The organism is Anaerobacillus sp. ABD4_527, assembly GCF_056160805.1.
Genome location: NZ_JBSWXZ010000002.1, coordinates 596,816 through 613,415 on the forward strand (window position 1 = coordinate 596,816; position 16,600 = coordinate 613,415).

Consider the following 16,600-nt stretch of genomic DNA (forward strand, 5'->3'; position numbering starts at 1 on the left):
CATGCGAATTAGGGTGCATATAAGTACACAAATTCATATGAAAAAGCAGTTCAATTTAGAGTGCAAACTGTTATTCTGTACTCCAAAACTGAACTGCCAAGGTTTTATTAAGACTCTTTTTTAAGTGCAAAGAATCATTCATAGATCACGTCTTTTCCTTCTTCACGCAATTTTTTCAGAGAAGTAAGCATTTGGTTGATTTCTTCATCTGAGTGCCTTTCCCATGACTTTAACTCTGCTATGATCTTCAAAGGTGATTTCGAGCGATAAGAGCGTGTTGGGTTTCCTGGAAATCTTTTGTCCGTTAGATTTGGATCGTTTTCAAACTCACCTAATGGTTCAACGATGTAAATCCTTTCTTTCTCGGTTGATTTCGCTAGTTCAGCACCCCACTTTGCAGCATTTAACGTCGCGGTAAAATAAATGTGGTTCGATTTTTTGTCCTGATAATTTGATAAATGCTGCGGCTTCAAATGATCTCCGATGTTGAGTTTCGCTTTCGTTCCATGAAAGAAAGGACCGTTATCCAACACATCTTTATCATTCATTCGAATCCACCTCTCATTTGATTTGTAAGTAAGAGTATAGGGGAGAAATATTAAAAAAAGTAGTCTATAAATTTTCTGATTTCAGGATTATAATAAAAGTAGAAGGAAGAAATGTAAGTCGTTTATAGGATGAATTAATGAGCAGTGCCGTTTTTGGCGGTGCTTTTTTCTATTCTGTGTACATACGACCGGTAACGAATCGTGATTAGGTATTTTGACCTGTTCATCACCTTTTACTCAGTAATAAAAGAAATGTATAGATCACGCCAACACCCACGTTTGAGAACGATCCCGTGGGTGTTTTTATCGTATTCAGCGTTACAAAGACTATTGGCTCATTTAAATCGAATATGAAAAAAAGAATTTACAGAGCGAAAGGGTTTACCTATACTTTACTTTATAAATCGAAACGGTTTCGATTTGTGATAAACATGATTGAGAGGTGAACTTATTGAAAGAAAAATATGAATTACTTTGTTCGTTGAAAGTAATTGAAGTCGAAATTGCAGAACTCGCCAGGTATGCAAAGGAATTCGATGGTTGCTATGATCTCTTAAAGAGCAAGTTGGATGATTTATGTACGTTCATCATGAGCAAAGAGAACGACCAAAAATGGAACCAATGGGGCGCGATCGAAGAAGTTCAAGTCCTTTCCCATCAACTCCGCGAAACATCAGTCAATGCGTTATGTGACGTAGAGAAATACCAGTCCATTCGCGCTCAGCAGGTGGGACTTCCCGTCGGACAATATTTATCTTCGTTAGCGAAAACGGTAAGGGATGAGTACAACAACTTCGGAATACATAGTCATTCAAACGTTTTATTTATTGGGTCTGGTGCATTTCCAACGACAGCTTTAACGATCGCGAAAGAGACAGGTGCTGCGGTGATTTGTTTGGACATCGATCAAGAAGCGATTGCGTTATCTAAAGAAGTGGCGCGTGCTTCAGGACTAGAAGAGAAGATCTCATTTTTCCACGGTGACATCCACGCTCACCATAGCTTCGAGGACATCACACATGTTTTTATTGCTTCGCTTGTGAAAGACAAACATGAAGTCATCGAGGTGCTTAAGGAGAAGGTATGGGAAGGTACAAAAGTCATCGTTCGATTCGGGAACGGCTTGAAGTCGATCTTTAATTACCCAATCGATGACATCATCACAGGAAACTGGGTTCAGACGTACATGCACACTGAATACAGTGACAGAATCTACGAAACACTCGTTCTTGAGAAAAAGACTCAGGTGATCTCATGAGTGGGAGGCATACATTAATTGTCGGTGCAGGACCTGCGGCCATTCAAACAGCAGTCGCTGTTAAGAAGAGCTGGAAGGGAGACGTATCGATTGTAAATCGTAATGGCTCCTATTCAGGACGTGTGCAAAATCAACTAAAGAATACTCACCATGTGATCACGGCAATTGCCCCGAATTGGCCATCCCTTTCTGGAAAAGTAGAAATCTCTCGTTTCTACAATGGCTTAGAGAGCGTTGAGGATCGGTTCAATACGATGATCGTCTGTGTTCCAAGCTACAGTTATGAAGATGTTCTTCGATCGATTGGGATAGGAAGGTTAACAAAACTTAACAAGATTATTTTGCTGTCACCCGTAATCGGATCGAACGAACTTGTTAGAAAGATCGTTACCGAAACAAGTAAGAGTATTGAAGTGATCAGCCTTTCAAATTATTATGCCGCAACTAAATTCGTCCCTGAGGGGGACCTTGTTGCGTTTACGAAGGCGGTAAAAAAACGGGTTTACTTAGCTACTAGTAAAAAAGGATCTCTAAATGAAATCGAAAGGTTATTACAAGAAGCTGGGGTTGAAACCGTTGGAAAAGAAAACCCAATCGATGCAGAATGTCGGAACATCACGACCTATGTGCATCCTGCATTCTTCATCAATCCTTTTTCATTGAATGAGATTTTTTCTGAGAAGAAATCGTTGAAGTCCCTGTACAAGCTTTATCCAGAAGGACCGATCACGAAAGAAACAATCAATGTCATGGTGAAGCTGTGGAAAGAGATCTCAGCGCTAACTGTGAAACTAGGAGGGGAACCGATCAATTTACTTCAGTTCCTTAACGATGATAACTACCCTGTACACGAGGAGTCGCTGTCACGTTCTGATCTTGATGGCTTTCAAGAGTTTGAAGCTGTGAAACAGGAGTATTACCTCTACATTCGCTATGCTTCGATCTTGATCGATCCCTTTTCACAGCCTGATAAAAACGGGGCATACTTTGATTTCTCGAAAGTCCCTTTTCAACAAATTTCAAGAACGCCTTCTGGGGAGTGGTGCGTTCCGAGAATCCCATTCGAAGATTATATGAACTTAAAACAAATGCACCGCCTTGGATTTGAAAGAGGAATTAGATTACCAGAAATGTTCCGCTTGATTCAATCTTTCGAACAAAAAGTTCACGAGTGGCAAAGCTTGAAGGGTGAGCCGGTAAGAGGGTTTCAGAGATTTGCAGAAAGGGAGATTCGATGAAAAATGGCGTCCTGCTTGCAATACTATCTTCCTTAATCTTCAGTATCATGAACGCCCTCGTGAAAAGTATAAGTGACACGGTGCCGACTTCTGAAATCGTGTTTTTTAGAAGTTTCATAGGAACTGTACTGATTTTCTTCTTTATGAGGAGCAGAAAGGTTTCGTTCTCGAGAAAAGGAATTCCGTTTTTGATGCTGCGAGGTGCGCTTGGAGCGCTGTATTTGCTTGCATATTTCTATACGATTTCTAAGATACCGCTAGCGGATGCGAGTATTCTCGCGCATCTATCCCCTTTCTTTGCGGTGTTCTTTTCATACATGTTCTTAAAAGAGCGGGTGTCTAAGCAAGTTTTGCTAATCCTACCGCTTGTTCTTGTTGGGATCGTGCTGTTAGCGAAGCCTGGTGCGTATTCATCATACTCACTTTATGCGCTCGTGGGAGTCGTGAGTGCACTGTTTGCGGGTGCGGCGGCAACGAGTATCCGTTTCCTAAGTAAAACACATCACTCGTTTGAGATTGTCTTTTATTTTCTCGCAACTGGGACACTCGTCTCCATTCCGCTGATGTGGAATGATTTAGTGATTCCAACTGCCGCAGACTTAACGATTCTTATCGGAATCGGAGTCGTCTCCTTACTCGGACAAGTGTTTCTAACGAAGGCCTTTACTCATGAAAGTGTGGTCGTCGTTGAAATCGCCCGCTACATAGGGATTGTGTTCAATATTCTCTGGGGCTTTCTGTTCTGGGCAGAAGTACCAGATCTACTTACAATTTCTGGAGGAATTCTCATCGTCTCCGCGTGCATTTTACTATCGAGAAAAAAGAAACAGGTGCGGACGAAGGTGTCCTTACGTCCTGTAATGAGAAGGCAATGACAGGATCATTACGAATCTGTTTCTCCTGCTACTCGATGAACCCACTACAACCTTAGACGTTTCGATTCAAGCATCGATTATAAATCTGCTGAAACAGAGTTTTCCTTCGAATCTGAATGCGTATACGAAAGAGCTGCTCAGTGTATACGAAGATAGGAATTTATTTAAAAGTCTCGTCCCTAAAAAAGGGAGGAGGCTTTTTTTGGATTTTTTGAAACGATTTCCAATTAGTATCGTAAATGATAGTGAGCAAAGTTGTGTATACAAGGAGTGTATAGTGATTGAGTACGTTTATTGAATCTCCAACGAAACGATTGTCAAAAGATAGTGTGAAAGTTTGGTTAATTAGTGAAACCATGATGAATGTTGCTGGGTTTCTAATTCTTGGTGGATTGTTCATTGCGGACGGATACTTTGACTGGAAGCCATGGATCGGGTGGGTACTAGTAGGGTTAACGATTCTTTCTATCGTTGGAACGGTATGGGCTTTCTTCAAGGTTTCTTTGTTGTACAAACATTGGCGTTATGACATCAGTGAAGACTTCCTTCAGATTAAGTCCGGAGCGCTACATGAAGCACATCAATTGATTCCTATGACGAAAATTCAGTCAGTATCAACTCATCAAGGGCCACTGTTAAAGAAATACAACTTGTATTCAATTGAAGTGAATACAACGGGATCTGTACATAAAATACCAGCATTGCCGGAATCCACCGCAATGCATTTAAGGAATCAGATCGCGTTTTATGCAAAAGTAGAGGAAGTGTAGTGATGAGCATGCGAAGACGAAATCACCCTTTGATGATGCTGCATGAACTAGGAAAGCTCTTGAGGAATAGCGCTGTCTTTTTTATCTTGCTTTTTGTTATACATGCTGGGTCCGAAGCCTGGTATATCGTTTATGGGCGCTATGCGCTGGTTGTCCTCTTCATAGTGAGTTTACTTGCGATTCCATACAAATGGTATTCCCGTACCTATGCAGTGAATGAAACAGCGATTCAACTCACAAGACGCAGGATTACGACTACGAAACAAACTGTGCCTTTTTCTAAGGTTCAACATGTTAATCGTAAAACGTATTGGTTTCATCGACTCTTTGGTGTCACCTCACTCATACTAGAGACGAGTATAACGGGTGAAGAAAGTTCAATTGTTCTTCCTGTCATAAAAGTAGATGAAGCAGAAAAGATTGAGGGGAGAATTGAAGCAAGAAAAAGTCCTAACGAATTGAGAGAAGAAGACTCATCGGCTACAAAGGTTTCGCCTATAGAAGTTAACGAAACTAATGAACATGAAGGCAAGGTGAAATCCGACTCTTCAAAGACCGTCCATTTTACGCCTACGAAAAAAGATATCCTAAAGGCAACCTTTACGTCTCTTAGCTTTTTAGCAATCATTCCAATCGCTGGGTCGCTCATTTCGAAAGTAGAAGACTTTCATTTAGAAAACAAAATGAATGGGATATTATCTAGTATCGTTGGATCGACCTGGACGATGAGCATCGTTTTTATATTCTTAATCCTTATTTCAATCGGTATAGGAATGGTAAGGACAGTCGTGAAGTATGGAAAATATGAGATTGCTTCAACTGATGAGAAGGTCATCATTACGAAAGGAATAGCGGAAGAAAGCAACTTTTCAATAGAGAAAGATAAGGTTCAAGCGATTTTAATCGAACAGACCCTTTTGAAACGAATGCTTGGATTAGCCTCAGTAACATTAGTTTCTGCAGGTGGAAGTCTTGGGGAATCTGAAGTGAGTACCCTATACCCTTTTCTTCCGATAAAGCGTGCGATTTCAATTGTAGAGGAAATGCTGCCTCAATATCGTTTAATTGGACAAATGGAACGGTTACCTAGAAAAGCAATGTACCTTCGTCTGTTGAAGCCTAGCTGGTTTTGGATGATCACAACTGGAGCTCTCTTTTGGTTGAAACCCGATCCTTTTAACTTTACTTGGGCATGGTGGGCGCTCTCACTTGTCTTGCTGGTGTTGATTGTAACGTCTCGGGTTTTAGATTATCTTCAAACAAAATACGCGATGAACAAGGAGTTTGTCCAGATGCAAACGGGAGGATTTACTCTTACGACTTATCTATCGAAACGTGAGAAGATCATTGAGATGGAGGCATCGAGAACATTCTTACAAAAGGTGTTTGGTTTAGCCACATTGAACGTGGTCAATCGAGCAAATCCGATCAGACATACTACGATGAGAGATGCTCCTTCTTTATGGGTGAAAGAAGCTTATGGTTGGTACATGGATAGAAAGAAAGAAATTCACTTTCAGTAATGAACAGCGAAGGGTAATTGGCAAGAAGAAAAAATCCGACGAATGCGGAATTCTTTAATACCGCTTCGTCGGTTTTTTTCTTGACCTAAGACACTTTTTTACACGAGGTTTTAGCGAACTTCATCCAATGTGACAGGATGATTATTCAACCATTCATTGAAGTACGTTTCAGTTTCAGGTCCAATCGTTCTTTCAAATGCTTCGATCAAGTCTTCTTTTTCAGCAAATTGATACTTGTTAGCGCTATAATAATGTTCCAAGGCTTCGTTCATTTTTTCTTTTCCAACTTCTTCTTCCAATTTATAAAACATGTGAGGTCCGATCGCATATACAAGATCCACATATTCCTTAGAATTTGAGTATTCGGTTGTGGAAGAAGTAATGGATGCTCCGCTTTTCTTAAGTTCATCTATTTTCTCGGTTTTTTCCTTATATTTGTTCAACTCATCGTTAGCGTGGTTGGGATAGTACTCTGATAAAAATTGAAGCGTTGAATAGGTGGTTAAACTCTCGTCAAGCCATGCATCGTCAATCGTGTGATTTCCGACTACTCCATACCACCATTGATGGGCAACCTCATGCGCGATGGTTTTAAGAAGTTGGTCTGGGTAATTGTTATATAGTCTCTCATTCACCAGTGTCAATCCGGGATATTCCATCCCTAAGAAAGACCTTGCGCCTGGTACGATTTCAAACTCTTTATAGGGATATTCACCAAATGATTCATTGAAATACTGAATGGCATTCTTTGCTGTTTCATGAAAGCTCGAATAGTGAAATTCAGATTCGGATGTATACCAAGTGCGTAGAGTGATTCCGTCTATTTCTTCGCTATGTACCTTAAACGTCTCATCGAGGACACTCATAGCAAATTCTCTCACTTTCTCTGCATGTATCGAATAAGTCTTTTTATCTTCGCTAACTTCTGGTTCCGCCGTTTCCTGTCCAGTGCTTGCTAGATGATGGTCTTTTGGGACAGTGACCGTTACCGAATAATCTGCAACATCATTATAAGATGGATCCCCGATCGGCGGAAACTCATTCATGTACCATCCATCTTCATTGTAGACAGCTCGAGTCGGAAGCCAGCTCCCGAAGTAAATACTATTGTTGTTATAAGAAAAGATCCCCTCATTGTAAGGAACCGTAAATTGAAAGTCCAAGGAGACGTTAATGACTTCATCAACATCCCATTTTTCCAGTGGAATTTCGAGCATTGTATCTTTTATGGTGTACTCGATAGCCTCCCCATCAACTTGTACTTCTTTAAATTCAAGTCCGCCTGATTCATAGAATGGTCCCAGCATAGCTTTCCACTCATCTCTATCAAGTGCATCTGAGTCTAGAAACTTATTGGCTAACACTTGAAAGAAGATTCGATCTTGGGCTTGACCAGTATCATTTTTTGTATGAATCGTCATGGTTCCAGTACCTGTGTTAGTATCCGGAAAAACCTCAACGTCTACCTCGTAGTATGTATTAACATCTGTTAGATCAGGTTCATCTTTAAAAGAAAACCAGGCACTGATACTAGAATTTAAACTAAAGACAGCAATAAGCAGTAGTAAACACAAACCTGAAAACAATAAAAGTTTTTTCATTGAACCCCTCCAATATTCTATTTTCTACTACTTCTCCTGTTTACATTAAATCCCTTTTATCTATTGGAAGTAGGGCACTACAAGCCCCACTTCATTCATCAGCATGGATGATCTTTGTATTCCTTTTGAACCAATACTTTTGATATACTACCTATATTTAGGAACGCTATGAAGTAGGTGGAAGAGATGAATCGTAGACAGCAAAAACTGTTGCTTATGTTACTAGAAAGCAAAGAAACAGAACGAGTGAGCAAACTTGCGGATCATCTTTCTTGTTCTGAGAAGACTGTCCGGAACGACCTAGGGACGATAAAAGAATACGTTGAGAAGGAAACGAACGGTGAGCTTGTTAAGAAGCCGGGGCTAGGGGTTTACATACAGGTGGATGAATACGAACGTTCGAGGCTTTATCAAACGTTCAGCTCAGTAGATACGAAGAAAGAAGAAGTCATCGAACGGCAACGAAAAGTTGAAATCGTCTATGAGCTGCTGATGACGAAGGATCCAGTTTCAATCCAGGGTCTTTCCGAACGCTATTATGTGAATCGACTCGTTATCCGTAAAGACCTTGAGGACATTCGCACATGGTTAGATGAGTTTGAACTCGCCCTTCATTTTAAGCAAAAAGTTGGTGTGTTGGTAGATGGGGAGGAGATGGCGAAAAGGAGGGCACTCGCTCGTTTACGGGAGTTTGTACATGATGACACTCTTGTACAATCCTTCTTTAAAAAGCAATTTTCACCTTATGAAATAAGTCTTGTCGAAACTGAATTACGTACGCATCAAGCCGAGCATGATATTTCGTATACAGATGAAGCGTATGAAAATCTTCTCATGCATACGTTGTTTACGATTAAACGAGTGAAGCAAAGACATGTGGTTACCCTACGTGAAGAAGATGTTGAGAGGGTGACGTCAACTGCGGAGTATCAGTGGGCGAAAAGCCTGTTAAAGAAGCTTGAGTTCGTGTTTGTCGTGCATTTTCCACAAGAAGAAATCGCCTATCTCGCGCTTCATTTTATCGGTGCAAAACGACGAGGTATGAAGGAAGATGAGCTAGAAATCGATCCCATCGCAACAGACCTTGTTCGTAGGATGTCGGAACTGACGTCTCTTTCTTTTCGTGATGACGACGATTTGCTAGAAGGACTGCGTGTTCATTTGTATGCTGCTCTTAACCGGCTTACATACGGCCTGTCTGTAACAAATCCGATGCTTCAAGAAATTAAGCAGATGTACCCGTATTTATTCGATCTTCTCATCGGACTTTCTACAGAATTTAGTGAAAAGCACGGGGTAATGATTCCGGAAGATGAAGTCGCCTATTTAACGCTGCATTTTGAAGCAGCTGTTGAACGGCTTCATTCAAATAGAGGAAAGCAAAAAAAAGCCGTCATCGTGTGTCATCTCGGTGTAGGAATGTCCCAGCTTCTACGAACAAAGCTTGAGCGGAAGTTCGCATCTCTTACGATTCTGGACTGTATTTCCCAAGTAGAACTTCCTTCATTTTTGAAAAAAGAAGAAGTCGATCTCGTTATCTCAACCGTTGACCTTAAGACCGTGCAGGCTGTTCCATCGATCGTGATCTCGCCATTACTGAACATCGAAGAAGAAAGTAAACTAGAGGCATTTATTCATGAGATCGATCGAAGCAGCGCGATAGTTACAGAATACGTAAAGCCTGAATTTGTGTTTATTTATGAAGAACCTGTTCATCGATTCGCCGTTATTGAAGAACTGTCGAACGCACTCTCTCGGAGCGGGTATGTGGCGAAGGAGTATGCGACGCGTGCGCTTGAAAGAGAGCGAGCTTCATCTACAAGCATCGGGTCTGGTATTGCGATTCCACATGGTGATCCTCAGTTCATACATAAGTCAGCGATAGCCGTAGGGGTTATGAAAGAGCCTATCGAGTGGGAGAAGGAAAACGTTAGCCTCGTCTTTCTATTAGCCGTAAATAACGATAATAGTGAGGCTACGAGAGCACTGTTTAGGGAGATCTCTTCTCTGAGTGAAAACCCGCAATTGCTAAGGAGTATTGTGAGTAAGAGAGACCCTGACTCCGTAATCGACATCCTCAGTGGAAACCGTTCATCACAATAAATAGTCATATTTCCGGAAGTTCCGGTAAACTTTCTTTCTTTTTCCCCACTCTTTATAAGATACGATATGTGTAAGCGATATCAAAGAAAGAGGGGGAAGCACATGAAGTTGTTGGCGATTACATCCTGTCCGAACGGGATTGCGCATACGTACATGGCAGCTGAGAATCTACAAAAAGCTGCAGAGAAATTAGGCGTCGAGCTAAAGGTAGAAACGCAAGGGTCCATCGGCGTTGAGAATGAGTTTACTGAGAAGGACATTCAAGAAGCCGATGGCATCATCATTGCAGCCGATAAAACGGTAGTGAAAGACCGTTTCCACGGCAAAAAAGTACTTAGCGTTGGTGTTCAAGAAGGAATTCGTAATCCTGAAGGGTTGATAAAAAAGCATCAAAACGGTGACGTACCTGAGTTTCGCAACAGCGGCGCAGAAACGGCGAAGGATGATAAGAAAGGTAAAGAAAATCCGATCTACAAACACCTCATGAACGGCGTTTCGTATATGATTCCATTCATTGTGGTCGGAGGACTTTTGATTGCAATCTCACTAACGATCGGGGGAGAGCCAACTGAGAACGGTCTCGTGATTCCTGAAGGTTCCTTCTGGAAGACGATCGAACAGCTAGGCGGGGCGTCGTTCACGTTCATGATCCCGATTCTTGCAGGATTCATTGCTTACAGTATCGCGGATCGTCCTGGACTCGCACCTGGTGTGATCGGAGGGTTCATCGCAGCGAACGGCAGCTTTTATGGAAGTGAAGCAGGAGCAGGGTTCATCGGCGGGATTATCGCTGGTTTCTTGGCAGGGTACGTTGCACTTGCGATTAAGAAGATCAAGGTTCCAAAATCCGTTCAGCCGATCATGCCGATCATCATCATTCCGGTTCTCGCATCACTGATCGTTGGACTCGCATTTGTCTTTATCATCGGTGCGCCAGTCGCACAGGTATTTGAAACGTTAACGAACTGGCTTGCAGGCATGCAGGGAACGAGTTCAATCCTTCTCGCCGTTATTCTTGGCGCGATGATTTCCTTCGATATGGGTGGCCCAGTAAACAAGGTTGCGTTCTTATTCGGAGCTGCCATGATCGGAGAAGGAAACTATGAGATCATGGGGCCGATCGCAGCTGCGATCTGTATTCCACCGATCGGAATGGGCCTAGCAACATTTCTTAAGAAACGGAAGTATCAAGAAGCTGAGATTGAAACTGGAAAAGCGTCGTTTACGATGGGGCTTTTCGGAATCACGGAAGGTGCAATTCCGTTCGCAGCTCAAGATCCACTCCGCGTTATCCCGAGTATCATGGTCGGCTCGATTACAGGTTCTGTCATTGCGATGATGGGGAACGTCGGAGACCGAGTCGCACACGGTGGACCGATCGTAGCAGTTCTAGGTGCTGTGGATAATGTGCTCATGTTCTTCGTGGCAGTGATTGCAGGTGCAATCGTGACTGCGCTTCTTGTTAACACCTTGAAAAAAGACGTCGCTGCGATGGAAGTCGCAGGCACTGATGGACAGGTCGAAGCGGCACCAGCAGAGGAAGAGACGGTATCAAGGGTTACAGAGGTAACGAAACTAACTGACATTACGAACGAACGATTGGTGAACATTGCGTTAAAAGGATCTAAGAGAGACGACGTGATCGATGAAATGATCGACATGCTTGAAATGGAAGATGTGCTAGATTCAAAAGAGAGCTTTAAGGAAGCGATCATTGCGAGAGAAAATGAAAGCTCAACTGGAATCGGCATGAACATCGCCATTCCTCATGGGAAATCGACGGCTGTAAGCGAACCTCGCGTCGTGTTTGGAATCAAGCGCGATGGCATCGATTGGAACAGCCTTGACGGTACAGAAGCGAGACTGATCTTCATGATCGCGGTACCTAAAGAGAGCGAAGGAGACGCACACTTAAAGATTCTTCAGATGCTTTCAAGGAAACTTATGGATGATGAGTATCGAGAGAAGCTGCTTGACGTGAAATCTGATGAAGAAGCGTACGAGTTGTTGAAAGAAGTTAATTAAAAGAAATGATAGGTGGGGTTGGTCTTATAAAAGATCGACCCTACCTTTTTAGTGTTCAGAATGAGTTTCATTCGTAAGCATTTGTCTTTAATTCATAATCATTTCTTAAAATTATTCAATTTAGTATTGTGCCCTTCACTTTCGTGTGTATATAATGTATATATAGTATATATACATTATATCAGAGAAGGTAAAAGAGGGATTTGCATGCAGATAATTATTTCGAACAGTTCAAAGGAGCCGATCTATGAACAAATTACAAATCAAATCAAGTCTTCTATCTTAACAGGTGAGATGAAAGAGGGAACCGCTTTACCATCAATTAGGCAGCTTGCAAAAGATTTACAAATCAGTGTTATCACAACGAAACGAGCTTATGAAGAGTTAGAAAAAGCAGGATTTATCTACTCTATTGTTGGTAAAGGATCGTTTGTTGCAGAGCAGAATTTAGAAGTCATTCGAGAAAAGAAACTTAAAGCTATTGAAGATCAATTAAACGCAGTCATTATAAATAGTCGCGAAATGGGGCTTTCACTTGATGAACTACAACAATTATTGATGATGCTATACGAGGAGTGAAACCATGAAAAATGTTGTTGAATTAAGAAGTGCTTCAAAGACATTCAAGGATTTCTCGGTTAAGAATATTGACCTACAAGTAAAACAAGGCTTGATTACAGGATTTATTGGCGAAAATGGAGCAGGCAAGTCGACAACGATTAGAATGATGATGAATTTATTAAAACCAGATGATGGAGAAGTGTATGTATTTGGATTAGACTTCAAATCGCACGAAAAAGAGATAAAGGAACGGATCGGGTTTGTGTACGATGGAAATGTTTTCTTCGAAGGGTTAAATTTAAAAGATATAAAACGGATTGTAGGACCTGCATACAAACGATGGGATGATTCTCTATTTTACCAGTATGCTGATCAATTTAATCTCCCTCTTAACAAACCGATTAAAACGTTCTCTAAAGGTATGCAGATGAAGGCATCCTTGGCTATTGCGCTTTCCCATCATGCTGAATTGATTATTATGGATGAGCCCACTGCTGGATTAGATCCTAATTTCAGGCGAGAGCTATTGAGTCTTTTACAGGAGCTTATGCTTGATGGGAAACGAACGATTTTTTTCTCAACCCACATTACAACTGATCTTGATCGGATCGCGGATTACATTGCATTTATACAAAACGGGGAACTAGTATTCAATCAATCGACGGATGATATTTCAGATCAATATGCGATTGTAAAAGGGGGATTAGAGCTTCTCGATAGGGATACAGAAAGCGATTTTGTTCACGTTCATCGAGCATCCACAGGGTTTGAGGCATTAACGGATAATGTGAGTGCTGTGAAAGATACATTTGGAGACACCGTAGTAATCGAACGAGCTTCTTTAGAAGAAATTATGTACTATACGAAAGGAGCTAGCTGAATGTTAAATTTAATTAGGCGAGACGTTATTTTACAAAAGCGCCAGCTGCTGTTCTTCGTTCCGTTTATTTTATTCTTTATCTTTATGGGCTCACACCCTGTTTTAATCTTTCTTGTTGCAAGTATCTTCATTCCTTTCAACGCTTATGCTTATGATGAGAAAGCGGAAGCAAACGTCTTATTGAATTCTTTGCCTTATACCCGAAAAGAAATTATTGCTTCACGTTACATAGGTGCAATTGTGTATATGATGATTTCAATTGCGCTAACAAGCCTTTCGTTATTTCTATTCAACAAACCGTTTGATATCAAGCACATTCTCATTGCTAGTGGTTTATTCTTGGCGTTTTCGGCCTTTACCTTTCCCTTGTTTTATATCTTTAAACAGGGATATATATTTACGATCGTACTTATCTCCTTTCTTGTCTTGGCGGGTATTGGTCCTTCCATTCTTACGTTTTTAGGGAAGTATTTGACTCCGTTAATGAATGTACCTATACAGGCGCTGTATATTGTAGTAACCATTAGTGTGTTGATGGTTTATGCTGTCTCATGGAGTATCTCTCATGTTGTTTATCAGCGGAAAGTTTTCTAACAGAATTTAAAAAAGAACCAGTTCAAAACGTATTTTAGGAAAAGCGCAATTCTCAACTGAGAATTGCGCTTTTTCTTATAAATCTACATTAATTGGTAATCCTATTGATTGTCCATCTGTTCGGTTCCCCACTTATGCATTTGTTCGAGAATCGGCAAAACCGTTTTTCCTTTTTCCGTCATCGAGTATTCAACTTTTGGCGGGATCGTGTTGTACTGTTTGCGGTCGATGAACCCGTCTTCTTCTAATTCTTTTAACTGCTCACTGAGAACTTTGTGCGTAACGCCTGGTAATAACCTGCGTAACTCGTTATATCTAAAATTACCGTCGACTCCAAGGTGCCAGAGAATGACCGTTTTCCATTTCCCGCCGATTTTCTTCAATGTGTATTCGATCGAACAGTTTAGTTTACCATCTTGATTGATCGGTGCGTCCATCTTCTTTCAGTCCTTTACTTACTTTTAGGTTAGTGTCTCACATAAAAGTGCGTTCTTCTCATGTATAAAAACTCATTATATAATGTGTTCTGTAATCAATTAAATTACAATTTCTAAGGAGGAATTACTACTATGGTAACATATCCAAGAAACTTTTCTCATATTGGACTATCTGTCCCAAACGTTGAAGATGCGGTAAAATTTTATACAGAAGTATTCGGTTGGTACGTCATCATGGAGCCTTCCGATGTAGAAAATGACGATACACCGATCGGCCAAATGTGCCGTGATGTGTTCGGTAACGACTGGGAGAAATTCCGAATCGCTCACCTTTCAACGGGTGATAAAATCGGTGTCGAACTATTTGAGTTCCCAGAGAACGAACAGCCTGAAAACAACTTCGAGTATTGGAAAACAGGTATCTTCCATTTCTGTATCCAAGATCCTGATATTGAAGGAATGGTTGAGAAAATCAAAGCACACGGTGGTAAACAACGTATGCCGATCCGTGAATACTATCCTGGTGAAAAACCATTTAAGATGGTGTATGTAGAAGATCCATTCGGTAACATTTTTGAAATCTATACGCATAGCTATGAGCTGACGTATTCAGAAGGTGCTTACTAGGAGAATGCAATAATGAGCAAAGGAGCTTACTTTTAGTAGGCTCCTTTTTTGATGGAATAAAGTATTGAGTTGTTCTGATCATTTTGAAATAATTGGTAGGAGTGCGTACAACACAATTACATAAGGAGTATACACATGAAATTAAGAGTAATGTTAATCATTTTAACCTTAGTTTCGATGAGTGCGATGATTTGGGCGGGATTCACGAGACAAACCGCACTTTTTCCACTTTTATTAAGTATCACGATCGCTTTCTCGATGGCGAATATCTCTTTTGATGAAAAGAAAGAAGAAAGGGAGAAGACGATTTACAAAGTTGCGATGAGCTTAGCCATTTTCGCTGCGATACTAAGTGCTGGGAATCTTATTTTTTAGTGAAGCAAAAACACCCTCAATGTAAGGATGTTCCTATGGATTGATCGTAAACCCATCGATTCGGTGGCAGTCGATGATAAACGGACTCGTGCCTGCACCAGCATCAAACGTGGCACAGCAATCAGTAGAATCGTAGCTTTGTAGAATCAACGATCCACCTGATGGAACACGAACACCAGACACTCTTAATGCTACAGATGTACCTGGTTGCAAGCGACTTAACCTCATGCAGATGCAGCTCGTACATTTCTTATGTGCGGGTATTCCGCAAGGCTGTTGCTCGAATAAGCTCAAGTAACTCAGTCCTTTCTTTTTTAAAGATTCCTATAGTACTAGTAGATTCAAGTATCTTACATAAAGGCACGGCGTTTAGACATGAAAAGTACCGTACGATGAAGGAGTGGTGTGAGTGAAGGAAGCTGTTCAGATCGCAGAAGGAAATACTGCGACCATCTACTTGCAGGATGATCGCGTGATCAAAGTGTTTAAGGAGCATTTGCCAAGTTCGGAAGCTGTCGCTGAAGCAGATAAACAAAAGCATGCACATGCTTGTGGTCTACCTGTTCCGAAGATTTACGACGTAACGAAGGTCGATGGAAAACAGGCTATTATCATGGCGTACATCAAAGGCAAAACGCTGGGTGACCTTGCACTCGAAAGGATGGAGAAAGCGGAAGACTACATGAAGCTATCGATTGATATCCAGTGCAGGATCCATGACATTACGACGGATTCGCTTGAACCCATGTATAAGAAGTTAAAGCGACAGATTGAGTCTGCTTGGGTGTTAGAGCAAAGCCAAAAACATGCACTTCTTAGAAAACTTGATCGGATGAATGTAGAGAATAAGCTTTGTCACGGTGATTACCACTTATTTAATTTAATCCAATCGGATAACGATGTGACCGTCATCGACTGGGTGGATTCGAGTGCAGGTGATCCTCGTGCGGATGTGTATCGAACATACTTGTTGTATGCGGGTTTTTCTATGGAGTGGGCTGAGCGGTATGTAAAACTAGCATGTGATCGTAGCGGCTTCTCCTTGGACGAGGTGCTTGAGTGGGCGCCGATTATCGCTGGTGCGAGGTTGTCCGAAAATGTTGCGACCGAGAATAATAAGCGATTGATGGAAATTGTAGAACGATATGTTACGAGTTAAAACAAAGAAAGGTCTTTTCTCATTGG

16 protein-coding genes and 2 pseudogenes are annotated in these 16,600 nt (G+C 41.3%); 14 read left to right on the forward strand and 4 right to left on the reverse strand.

Features of this window, described 5'->3' with window-relative positions; genetic code table 11:
- Positions 1-134 precede the first annotated feature (134 nt).
- A complete protein-coding gene (arr, locus tag ACXAHI_RS15205; protein ID WP_474849246.1) occupies positions 135-548 on the reverse strand; it encodes an NAD(+)--rifampin ADP-ribosyltransferase in 414 nt (137 codons plus the stop codon).
- Positions 549-999: 451 nt separating this feature from the next.
- On the opposite strand from arr, the gene ACXAHI_RS15210 reads away from it, so the two are divergent.
- From ACXAHI_RS15210 to ACXAHI_RS15230, 5 genes are all read left to right on the forward strand, one after another.
- On the forward strand, positions 1,000-1,806 hold the full coding sequence (locus tag ACXAHI_RS15210) for a nicotianamine synthase family protein (protein ID WP_474849248.1): 807 nt from the start codon (positions 1,000-1,002) through the stop codon (positions 1,804-1,806).
- Positions 1,803-3,044 carry an opine metallophore biosynthesis dehydrogenase gene (locus ACXAHI_RS15215; protein ID WP_474849250.1) on the forward strand — a complete coding sequence of 414 codons (1,242 nt, stop codon included), beginning with the start codon at positions 1,803-1,805 and terminating at the stop codon, positions 3,042-3,044. Before ACXAHI_RS15210 ends, ACXAHI_RS15215 begins: the two co-directional genes overlap by 4 nt.
- Positions 3,041-3,919, forward strand: coding sequence for a DMT family transporter (locus ACXAHI_RS15220; protein ID WP_474849252.1), 879 nt, complete (start codon positions 3,041-3,043; stop codon positions 3,917-3,919). Before ACXAHI_RS15215 ends, ACXAHI_RS15220 begins: the two co-directional genes overlap by 4 nt.
- Positions 3,920-4,200: 281 nt before the next feature.
- Positions 4,201-4,689, forward strand: a complete 489-nt coding sequence (locus tag ACXAHI_RS15225; protein ID WP_474849254.1) for a PH domain-containing protein — start codon at positions 4,201-4,203, stop codon at positions 4,687-4,689.
- A gap of 2 nt (positions 4,690-4,691) precedes the next feature.
- The gene (locus tag ACXAHI_RS15230) at positions 4,692-6,212 is read left to right on the forward strand and encodes a PH domain-containing protein (RefSeq protein ID WP_474849256.1); all 1,521 of its coding nucleotides are present in this window, start codon (positions 4,692-4,694) and stop codon (positions 6,210-6,212) included.
- Between the two features lie 110 nt (positions 6,213-6,322).
- On the opposite strand, the gene ACXAHI_RS15235 is transcribed toward ACXAHI_RS15230, so the two are convergent.
- The gene (locus tag ACXAHI_RS15235) at positions 6,323-7,813 is read right to left on the reverse strand and encodes a M1 family metallopeptidase (protein ID WP_474849258.1); all 1,491 of its coding nucleotides are present in this window, start codon (positions 7,811-7,813) and stop codon (positions 6,323-6,325) included.
- Positions 7,814-7,999: 186 nt separating this feature from the next.
- Here ACXAHI_RS15235 and ACXAHI_RS15240 point away from each other — a divergent pair, with 186 nt between their 5' ends.
- The 6 genes and pseudogenes from ACXAHI_RS15240 (at position 8,000) to ACXAHI_RS15265 (ending at position 13,976) form a co-directional block, all read left to right on the forward strand.
- Positions 8,000-9,916: a BglG family transcription antiterminator gene (locus ACXAHI_RS15240; protein ID WP_474849260.1), complete on the forward strand. Its 1,917-nt coding sequence runs from the start codon at positions 8,000-8,002 to the stop codon at positions 9,914-9,916.
- Positions 9,917-10,018: 102 nt separating this feature from the next.
- Positions 10,019-11,402, forward strand: a pseudogene (locus ACXAHI_RS15245) (PTS fructose transporter subunit IIC); the annotation flags it as partial.
- Positions 11,403-11,479: 77 nt separating this feature from the next.
- Positions 11,480-11,941, forward strand: a pseudogene (locus ACXAHI_RS15250) (PTS sugar transporter subunit IIA); the annotation flags it as partial.
- A gap of 207 nt (positions 11,942-12,148) precedes the next feature.
- Positions 12,149-12,520 (forward strand): GntR family transcriptional regulator, encoded by a 372-nt coding sequence (locus ACXAHI_RS15255; RefSeq protein WP_474849262.1) that lies wholly within the window; start codon positions 12,149-12,151, stop codon positions 12,518-12,520.
- 4 nt (positions 12,521-12,524) lie between these two features.
- Positions 12,525-13,382, forward strand: a complete 858-nt coding sequence (locus ACXAHI_RS15260; RefSeq protein ID WP_474849264.1) for an ABC transporter ATP-binding protein — start codon at positions 12,525-12,527, stop codon at positions 13,380-13,382.
- On the forward strand, positions 13,383-13,976 hold the full coding sequence (locus ACXAHI_RS15265; protein ID WP_474849266.1) for an ABC-2 transporter permease: 594 nt from the start codon (positions 13,383-13,385) through the stop codon (positions 13,974-13,976).
- Between the two features lie 101 nt (positions 13,977-14,077).
- On the opposite strand, the gene ACXAHI_RS15270 is transcribed toward ACXAHI_RS15265, so the two are convergent.
- Complete coding sequence (locus ACXAHI_RS15270; protein WP_474849268.1) at positions 14,078-14,413, reverse strand: winged helix-turn-helix transcriptional regulator; 336 nt, start codon at positions 14,411-14,413, stop codon at positions 14,078-14,080.
- A 132-nt stretch (positions 14,414-14,545) separates the two neighbouring features.
- Between ACXAHI_RS15270 and ACXAHI_RS15275 the strand changes: the two genes are divergently transcribed.
- Both ACXAHI_RS15275 and ACXAHI_RS15280 read left to right on the forward strand, forming a co-directional pair.
- On the forward strand, positions 14,546-15,040 hold the full coding sequence (locus ACXAHI_RS15275) for a lactoylglutathione lyase family protein (protein ID WP_474832273.1): 495 nt from the start codon (positions 14,546-14,548) through the stop codon (positions 15,038-15,040).
- A 135-nt stretch (positions 15,041-15,175) separates the two neighbouring features.
- The gene (locus ACXAHI_RS15280; RefSeq protein WP_474849270.1) at positions 15,176-15,415 is read left to right on the forward strand and encodes a hypothetical protein; all 240 of its coding nucleotides are present in this window, start codon (positions 15,176-15,178) and stop codon (positions 15,413-15,415) included.
- A gap of 33 nt (positions 15,416-15,448) precedes the next feature.
- Here ACXAHI_RS15280 and ACXAHI_RS15285 read toward each other — a convergent pair whose 3' ends face one another.
- Complete coding sequence (locus ACXAHI_RS15285) at positions 15,449-15,628, reverse strand: hypothetical protein (RefSeq protein ID WP_474849272.1); 180 nt, start codon at positions 15,626-15,628, stop codon at positions 15,449-15,451.
- Positions 15,629-15,824: 196 nt separating this feature from the next.
- Here ACXAHI_RS15285 and ACXAHI_RS15290 point away from each other — a divergent pair, with 196 nt between their 5' ends.
- Positions 15,825-16,574, forward strand: coding sequence for a phosphotransferase family protein (locus ACXAHI_RS15290; RefSeq protein WP_474849274.1), 750 nt, complete (start codon positions 15,825-15,827; stop codon positions 16,572-16,574).
- The last annotated feature ends 26 nt before the right edge of the window (positions 16,575-16,600 follow it).